The organism is Bradyrhizobium sp., from assembly GCF_030654605.1.
Taxonomy (GTDB): domain Bacteria; phylum Pseudomonadota; class Alphaproteobacteria; order Rhizobiales; family Xanthobacteraceae; genus Bradyrhizobium.
Window position 1 is genome coordinate 22047 of sequence record NZ_JAURXB010000211.1, and the last position, 6944, is coordinate 28990.

Genomic DNA, 6944 nt, shown 5'->3' on the forward strand with positions numbered 1-6944 from the left:
TGCCTAGGCGAGCGCGAGCTCCTGATATCGCATCGCCGTCACCTCGTCGCATCTGGCGCGGTAGGCGGGAGCACTTCCACTATACCGCGCGACGATACGGGTTTGCTTGCCTTCCACGTTGCTGTTGATCCCGGTCATCCAGGAATTGACCTCGTTGGAGAGCAGGCCGACCCCGAGCGCCTTGACGTGATCGGTCCAGGACGCGACGCCCGACGGCGTGGCTTCGATACGCGTCAGACCGGTTTCCGTCGCGTGGCGCAGCAGTCCGGTCACCCAGTCGACATTGTATTCGATACTGCGCGGGATATTGCCGAGTGCCGTATGCGGTCCCATCAGCATCAGCATGTTGGGGAAGCCGTCGACCATGACGCCGAGAAAGGTCTCCGGCCCGCTTTTCCATCTATCCTTCAGCCGTGCGCCGTTCGCTCCGCGCAGATCGATCTTGTCGAAACTTCCGGTGATGGCGTCGAAGCCGGTGGCGTAGATGATGATTTCGAACTCATATTCCTTGTCGCTGGTCTTGATGCCCTCAGGCGTGATCCGTTCGATCGGCGTTTCCGTAATGTCGACCAGTGCGACATTGTCCCGGTTGTAGGCCTCGTAATAGAAGGTCTCCAGCGGCAGCCGCCGCGTACCAAAACCGTGATTCCGGGGGATCAGCTTTTCCGCAATCCTTGGGTCCGTTACGCGCTGGCGGATCTTGCGCGCCACGAAATCGCTGATGAGCGCGTTGGCCTTCCGGTCGATCAGGATGTCGCGGAAATTGCCCTGCCAGATGCCGAAGCCGCGCTCGGCATACAGTTTTTCGAAGAAAGCCTCTCGCTCCTCATCGGATACCTCAAAAGTTCCGCGCGGATCCGGCGTATGGATGAAGCACGCAAACGTTTCCTGGCAGCGCCTGAACATCTCGGGATAGCCGGCCTTGATCCTGCTCTGCGTCTCCTCGTCGATCTTGCCGTTGTGCAGCGGCGCACACCAGTTCGGCGTACGCTGAAACACCGTGAGGTGACCGACGCTGCCGGCGATGGTCTGGATGGTCTGCACGCCGGTGGCGCCGGTGCCGATCACCGCCACGCGCTTGCCGGTGAAGTCGACCGGTTCGTGCGGCCATCGGGCGGTATGAAACGACTGGCCCTTGAACGAGTCCACGCCATCGATCCGTGGCAAGGTAGGCGCGGAGAGCGGACCGATCGCGGTGATCAGGAAGCGCGCCCGGAATTGGCTGCCATCCTGCAGCGTGATGGTCCAGCTGCGCGCGTCCTCGGCCCAGATGGCTGAGGTGACCTGGCTGCGGAACTGGATGTCGCGGCGCAGGTCGAACTTGTCAGCGACATGGTTGAGGTAACGCAGCGTTTCCGGCTGGCCGGCGAAATGCTCCGACCAGTTCCATTCCTCGAGCAATTCCTGGGAAAAGGAATAGCCGTAGGAGTAGCTTTCGGAATCGAAGCGCGCGCCCGGATAGCGGTTCCAGTACCAGGTGCCGCCGACGCCGGTGCCGGCCTCGAACACCCGCACCCGCATGCCCTCAGCGCGCAGCCGGTGCAGCTGGTACATGCCCGACATGCCCGCCCCGATGATGATGGCGTCGAAGTCGAGGGCCGGAGCCGCGCCGGTCGGGGCCCTGGCTTCATGCGAGGCGGCCATGTGGTGTTGCTCCCTGCGGGCGATGCGCCCGGATTTGTTATGGGCCAACAGGCTAATCAGCGTGACGGGCTTCGCGCAACGCTCATTGTGCCATCGGGGCCATGCGCCAACCTAACCCCGCCGCACGCTGGCGCCGCCGTCCACCGGGAGCGTCACGCCTGTGATGAAGCTGGCCTCGTCCGAAGCCAGGAACAGGGCCGCGTTGGCGACGTCCCAACCGGTGCCCATCTTGCCGCGCAACGGCACCTTGGCGTCGCGCTCGGCCTCGACCTCGGCGCGGCTCTTCTTGAATTCCCGGGCGCGGGTGTCGACCGCCATCGGCGTGTTCATCAAGCCGGGCAGGATGACGTTGGCGCGGATGCCGTACTGGGCGTTCTGGTAGGCGAGCTGTTCGGTGAAGGCGATCATCGCCGATTTGGTCGCCTTGTAGGCGACGTAAGGGTAGGTGGTGATGGCGGCCATCGAGGAGATGTTGATGATGGCGCCACTCATCTGCCGGCGCATGATCGGGATCACGTGCTTGGCCGCGAAAATGCAGCTCTTGAGGTTGATGGCCACGCAACGTTCGAGCGCTTCTTCGGTGAAGTCGAGCAGTTCGGCGTCGCCGCCCGCGATGCTGACGCCGACATTGTTGTGCAGGATATCGATGCGGCCCCATCGGCCGAATGCATCGTCCACCATGGACTCGAGCTCGGCGTTTTTGGTGACGTCGGCCTTGAAGGCTGCCGCCGTGCCGCCGCTGGAGCCGATCAGGTCGACGGTCTCCTGGGCCGAGGCGAGGTTGTGATCCACGCACAGCACGCGAGCGCCTTCGCGCGCGAAGGTCAGCGCGGTGGCGCGGCCGTTGCCGATGCCTTCGCCGGGGCTCTGGCCGGCGCCGACGACGATGGCGACGCGATCTTTCAAACGCATGTCAGTTCACTCCCGGAATTGGGTACTGTTGCAGTACCTCTTTGTATGTGGGTTCATTGTCGATCTGCATGGTGGCGAGCACGCGGACCACGGCACAGTAGAAGGCGATGGTGAGCACCAGGTCGGTCATCTGCTCGTCGCTGAGTTCTTGCTTGATCTCGGCGAAGGTGGCGTCGGACATTGCGAGCTCGCGCACCATCTCGCGGGCGCCTTTCAGGATCGCCCTGGCCAATGGCTCGAGTCCGGAGGACTTGCCTTCGGTCTCGGCCATTATTCCGGCGATATCCTCGTCGGTGACGCCGAATTCCCTGCCGATCTTGACGTGATGGGTGAACTCATACTCCGACTTCTCCATCCAGCCGACTTGAAGAATTGCGAGTTCGCGCAAGCGCGGGTCGAGTTTGCTCTTGAAACGGATATAGCCGCCCATCCCGCTGAAGGCGCGCGCCATGTCGGGCGAATTGACCAGCAGCTTGTGCAAATTGGTATTGCGCTTGAGCATGTCGCGATATTCGGGCGCGACCTGGTCGGCCTCGAGATAGGGCAGGCGAGCCATCTTGTTCTTCCTTGTTTATGGCGTGACCGGAGTTTCTGTTCATCAAAAGGGAATTTGCTCTGCTTCCCGTCGTCGCACAATCGGGATTCGCGAACGAGCTGGAAGAGGCTGCTTTGAGTTCGGTGGGGTGCCGGCTGGCGTCCTGGCACTTCGGCACGGCCGAGGTTTGGTCCACAAAATTCCGCAACGCGGAACAAAATTCCGCTTGCATCGGTGCAGTAATGGTTGGCCATTCCAGTCGTCTCATTGGCCTTCAACGCGCTGGGAGAGTCCTTGCGCATCGTGCTCGATCCCACCATGAAGGATCGCTGAGTTTTAACCGGAAGCTTTCATGCCCTTTCACAGACTCCTGATCGCCAACCGCGGCGAGATCGCCATTCGTATCAGCCGTGCCGCCGGCGAAGCAGGCCTTGCCACCGTCGCCATCCAGCCCCAGGACGACGCGCTGTCGCTGCACGTCCGCGCCGCCGACGAGAGTTTTGAGATCCCGGGGCGGGGCGCGCGCGCCTATCTCGACATCGAGGCGGTGATTGCCGCCGCCAAGGCGACCAACTGCGATGCGCTGCACCCGGGCTATGGCTTTCTCAGCGAGAATTCGCAACTGGCGCGGCGTTGCGCCGAGGAGGGGATCGTTTTCGTCGGACCGTCGCCCGAGGCGCTCGATCTGTTCGGCGACAAGGTCGCGGCCAAGGCGCTCGCCAAGCGTAGCGGCGTGCCGGTGATCGAGGGGACTACTGGCCCGACCACGCTGGACCAGACCAAGGCCTTCTTCGCCTCGCTCGGCAGCGGTGGCGCGGTCATGATCAAGGCGGTGGCCGGCGGCGGCGGGCGCGGCATGCGCTTCGTCGAGGAAGCCTCGAAGCTGGAGGAAGCCTATGCGCGCTGCCAGTCCGAGGCGAAGGCGGCCTTCGGAAACGACAGCGTCTATGTCGAGCGCCTGATCCGCAAGGCGCGCCATATCGAGGTGCAGATCATCGGCGACCATTACGGCGCGATCAGCCATTTGTGGGAACGCGAATGCACGATCCAGCGGCGCAACCAGAAGCTCATCGAAGTGGCGCCGAGCCCCTCGCTGAGCGATGGCCTTCGTACACGCATCATCGAGGCAGCCAGGCAGCTGGCGGCTGCCGCGCATTACGACAATCTCGGCACCTTCGAATTCCTGGTCGATGGTGAAACCACCGTTGGCGATCCCCGGTTCGCCTTCATCGAGGCCAATCCGCGCCTGCAGGTTGAACATACCGTGACCGAGGAGGTGCTCGGCGTCGATCTTGTCAAGTCGCAACTCGCGGTCGCCGCCGGTGCAAGCCTGGCCTCGCTCGGCCTGTCGCAATCAGACGTTCCGGCGCCGCGCGGCTTTGCGATGCAGCTTCGCATCAATATGGAAGTGATGGACGAGCAGGGCGCGACCAGGCCGACCGGCGGGACTCTCGGGGTGTTCGATCCGCCGTCCGGCCCGGGCGTACGGGTCGATACCTTCGGCTATGCCGGCTACAGGACCAGTGCGGCCTTCGACTCCCTGCTGGCCAAGGTGATCGTTCATTCGTCCGCGGCGAGCTGGCCGGATGTGGTGCAGAAAGCCGCGCGCGCCTTGCGCGAATTCCGTATCGCGGGCGTCGACACCAATATTCCGTTCATCCAGGCGGTGCTGGCGCATCCCGACTTTGTCAGCAATCGCATCAGTACCGGATTTATCGATACCCACGTCGCGGCCCTGGTGGGTTCGTCCCGGGACATGGCGCGGCCGCTGTTCTTCGCCAGCGTGGACGCGGCGGGCGGCGCGGCGTCGTCCTCCAGGGCGGGCGATCCGGCCGCCGGTCCGGCGGGATCGGTGGCAGTGCCGGCGCCGCTGCAGGGCACCATCGTTGCGATCGAGGTGACGGAAGGCGATATGGTTCGTCCGGGGCAGCAGATCGCCATCCTCGAATCCATGAAGATGGAGCACCTCGTTGCCGCCCCGCATGGCGGCAAGGTGACGAAGATTGTCGCCGGTGGCGGCGCGACGCTGATGCACGGCGAGACCATCCTGTTTCTCGAACCGGCTGAGGTCGCGGGCGACGAGGCCGAGGCGGAAGCCGCCGTCGATCTCGACCACATCAGGCCCGATCTGGCGGAACTGATCGCGCGCCATGCCATGACGCTCGACGCCAACCGCCCGGAATCGGTCGCGCGCCGGCGCAAGACCAACCAGCGAACGGCGCGGGAAAATATCGCGCAACTGGTCGACGAGGGGTCCTTCGTCGAATACGGATCGCTGGCGATTGCCGCCCAGCGCCGCCGCCGCAAGGTCGACGACCTCATCAAGAACACACCCGCCGACGGGTTGATTGCCGGCGTCGCCACGGTCAACGCGGAAAAATTCGGCGCGCATGAGGCCCGCTGCATGGTGATCTCCTACGACTACACCGTGCTGGCCGGTACGCAAGGCCACATGAATCACAAGAAGATCGACCGCATGCTGGGCCTTGCCGAGCAGTGGAGGACGCCGCTGGTATTTTATGGTGAGGGCGGCGGCGGCCGCCCCGGCGATACCGACCGGCTCGGCATGACCGGCCTCGACGGGCCGTCATTCGTGCAGTTCGCAAAGCTGTCCGGCCTGGTGCCGGTCGTGGGCGTGGTGTCCGGCTATTGTTTTGCGGGCAATGCTGCGATGCTCGGCTGTTGTGATGTCATCATCGCGACGCAGAATGCCTCGATCGGCATGGGCGGGCCGGCGATGATCGAGGGCGGCGGCCTCGGCGTCTATCATCCGGCCGAAGTGGGACCGGTATCGTTCCAGGCGCCGAACGGCGTCATCGACATTCTGGTCGAGGACGAGGAGGAAGCCACCAGCGCCGCGCAAAAATACCTGTCCTACTTTCAAGGCTCGCTCGCCTCCTGGAAGGCCGCAGATCAGCGCCTGCTGCGACGCGCCATCCCCGAAAACCGGCTGCGCGTCTATGATATCCGCACTGTCATCGATCTTCTGGCGGACGAGGGATCGGTGCTGGAAATACGCCGGGACTTCGGCGTCGGCATGATCACGGCCTTCATTCGTATCGAAGGCAGGCCGTTCGGATTGATCGCCAACAACCCCAAACATCTGGGCGGCGCGATCGATGCGCCGGCCGGCGACAAGGCCGCGCGCTTCCTGCAGCTGTGCGACGCCTTCGACATCCCGATCGTGTCGCTGTGCGATACGCCGGGCTTCATGGTGGGGCCCGAGGCCGAAAAGACCGCGATCGTGCGGCATGTCGCGCGGATGTTCGTGACGGGCGCGAGCCTCACCGTGCCGCTGTTCGGCATCGTGCTGCGCAAGGGCTATGGCCTCGGCGCGCAGTCGATGATCGGCGGTGGTTTCCATGCCTCCTTCTTCACCGTGGCCTGGCCGACCGGCGAATTCGGCGGCATGGGGCTGGAAGGCTATGTGCGGCTCGGCTTCCGCAAGGAGATGGAGGCGATATCAGATCCGGCCGAGCGCGAGAAATATTATCAGGCCAAGGTCGCCGAACTTTATGCCAACGGCAAGGCAACCTCCATCGCATCGGTGCTCGAGATCGACGAGGTGATCGATCCGGCCGAGACCCGTCGCTGGATCATGGCCGGGCTGCAGTCGGTGCCGAAGCCCGCGCCGCGCACGCACCGCAAGCGCCCCTGCATCGACGCCTGGTAGGATGTTGTTGCGGAGGGGCGATGCTTTTCGCTCCCCTCCCTCCACGCGCCCTTGCGCGTGGCGGGGAGGGGTCGGGGGTGGGGGGTAGCGCGGCAAACTCGCTGGCAATGTTACTCGCCGATAGACCCCCCACCCCCGGCCCCGCCCCGCCGCGGTCGCGGGGGGAGGGGAGAAGAAGGG

The 6944-nt window shown here is 64.2% G+C and carries 4 protein-coding genes; 1 reads left to right on the forward strand and 3 read right to left on the reverse strand.

Features of this window, described 5'->3' with window-relative positions:
• Window positions 1-3: 3 nt before the first annotated feature.
• The 3 genes from Q7U29_RS19470 to Q7U29_RS19480 form a co-directional block, all read right to left on the reverse strand.
• A complete protein-coding gene (locus Q7U29_RS19470) occupies window positions 4-1644 on the reverse strand; it encodes an NAD(P)/FAD-dependent oxidoreductase (RefSeq protein ID WP_304744034.1) in 1641 nt (546 codons plus the stop codon).
• Between the two features lie 111 nt (window positions 1645-1755).
• On the reverse strand, window positions 1756-2556 hold the full coding sequence (locus tag Q7U29_RS19475) for an SDR family NAD(P)-dependent oxidoreductase (protein ID WP_304744035.1): 801 nt from the start codon (window positions 2554-2556) through the stop codon (window positions 1756-1758).
• A 1-nt stretch (window position 2557) separates the two neighbouring features.
• Window positions 2558-3112, reverse strand: a complete 555-nt coding sequence (locus tag Q7U29_RS19480) for a carboxymuconolactone decarboxylase family protein (RefSeq protein WP_304744036.1) — start codon at window positions 3110-3112, stop codon at window positions 2558-2560.
• A gap of 331 nt (window positions 3113-3443) precedes the next feature.
• Between Q7U29_RS19480 and Q7U29_RS19485 the strand changes: the two genes are divergently transcribed.
• On the forward strand, window positions 3444-6764 hold the full coding sequence (locus Q7U29_RS19485; RefSeq protein ID WP_304744038.1) for a carboxyl transferase domain-containing protein: 3321 nt from the start codon (window positions 3444-3446) through the stop codon (window positions 6762-6764).
• Window positions 6765-6944: the final 180 nt, after the last annotated feature.

Bases quoted from the DNA above. Each gene is read 5' to 3' on its own strand.
- Q7U29_RS19470 (WP_304744034.1), bottom strand. From the start codon at position 1,644: ATGGCCGCCTCGCATGAAGCCAGGGCCCCGACCGGCGCGGCTCCGGCC.
- Q7U29_RS19475 (WP_304744035.1), bottom strand. From the start codon at position 2,556: ATGCGTTTGAAAGATCGCGTCGCCATCGTCGTCGGCGCCGGCCAGAGC.
- Q7U29_RS19480 (WP_304744036.1), bottom strand. From the start codon at position 3,112: ATGGCTCGCCTGCCCTATCTCGAGGCCGACCAGGTCGCGCCCGAATAT.
- Q7U29_RS19485 (WP_304744038.1), top strand. From the start codon at position 3,444: ATGCCCTTTCACAGACTCCTGATCGCCAACCGCGGCGAGATCGCCATT.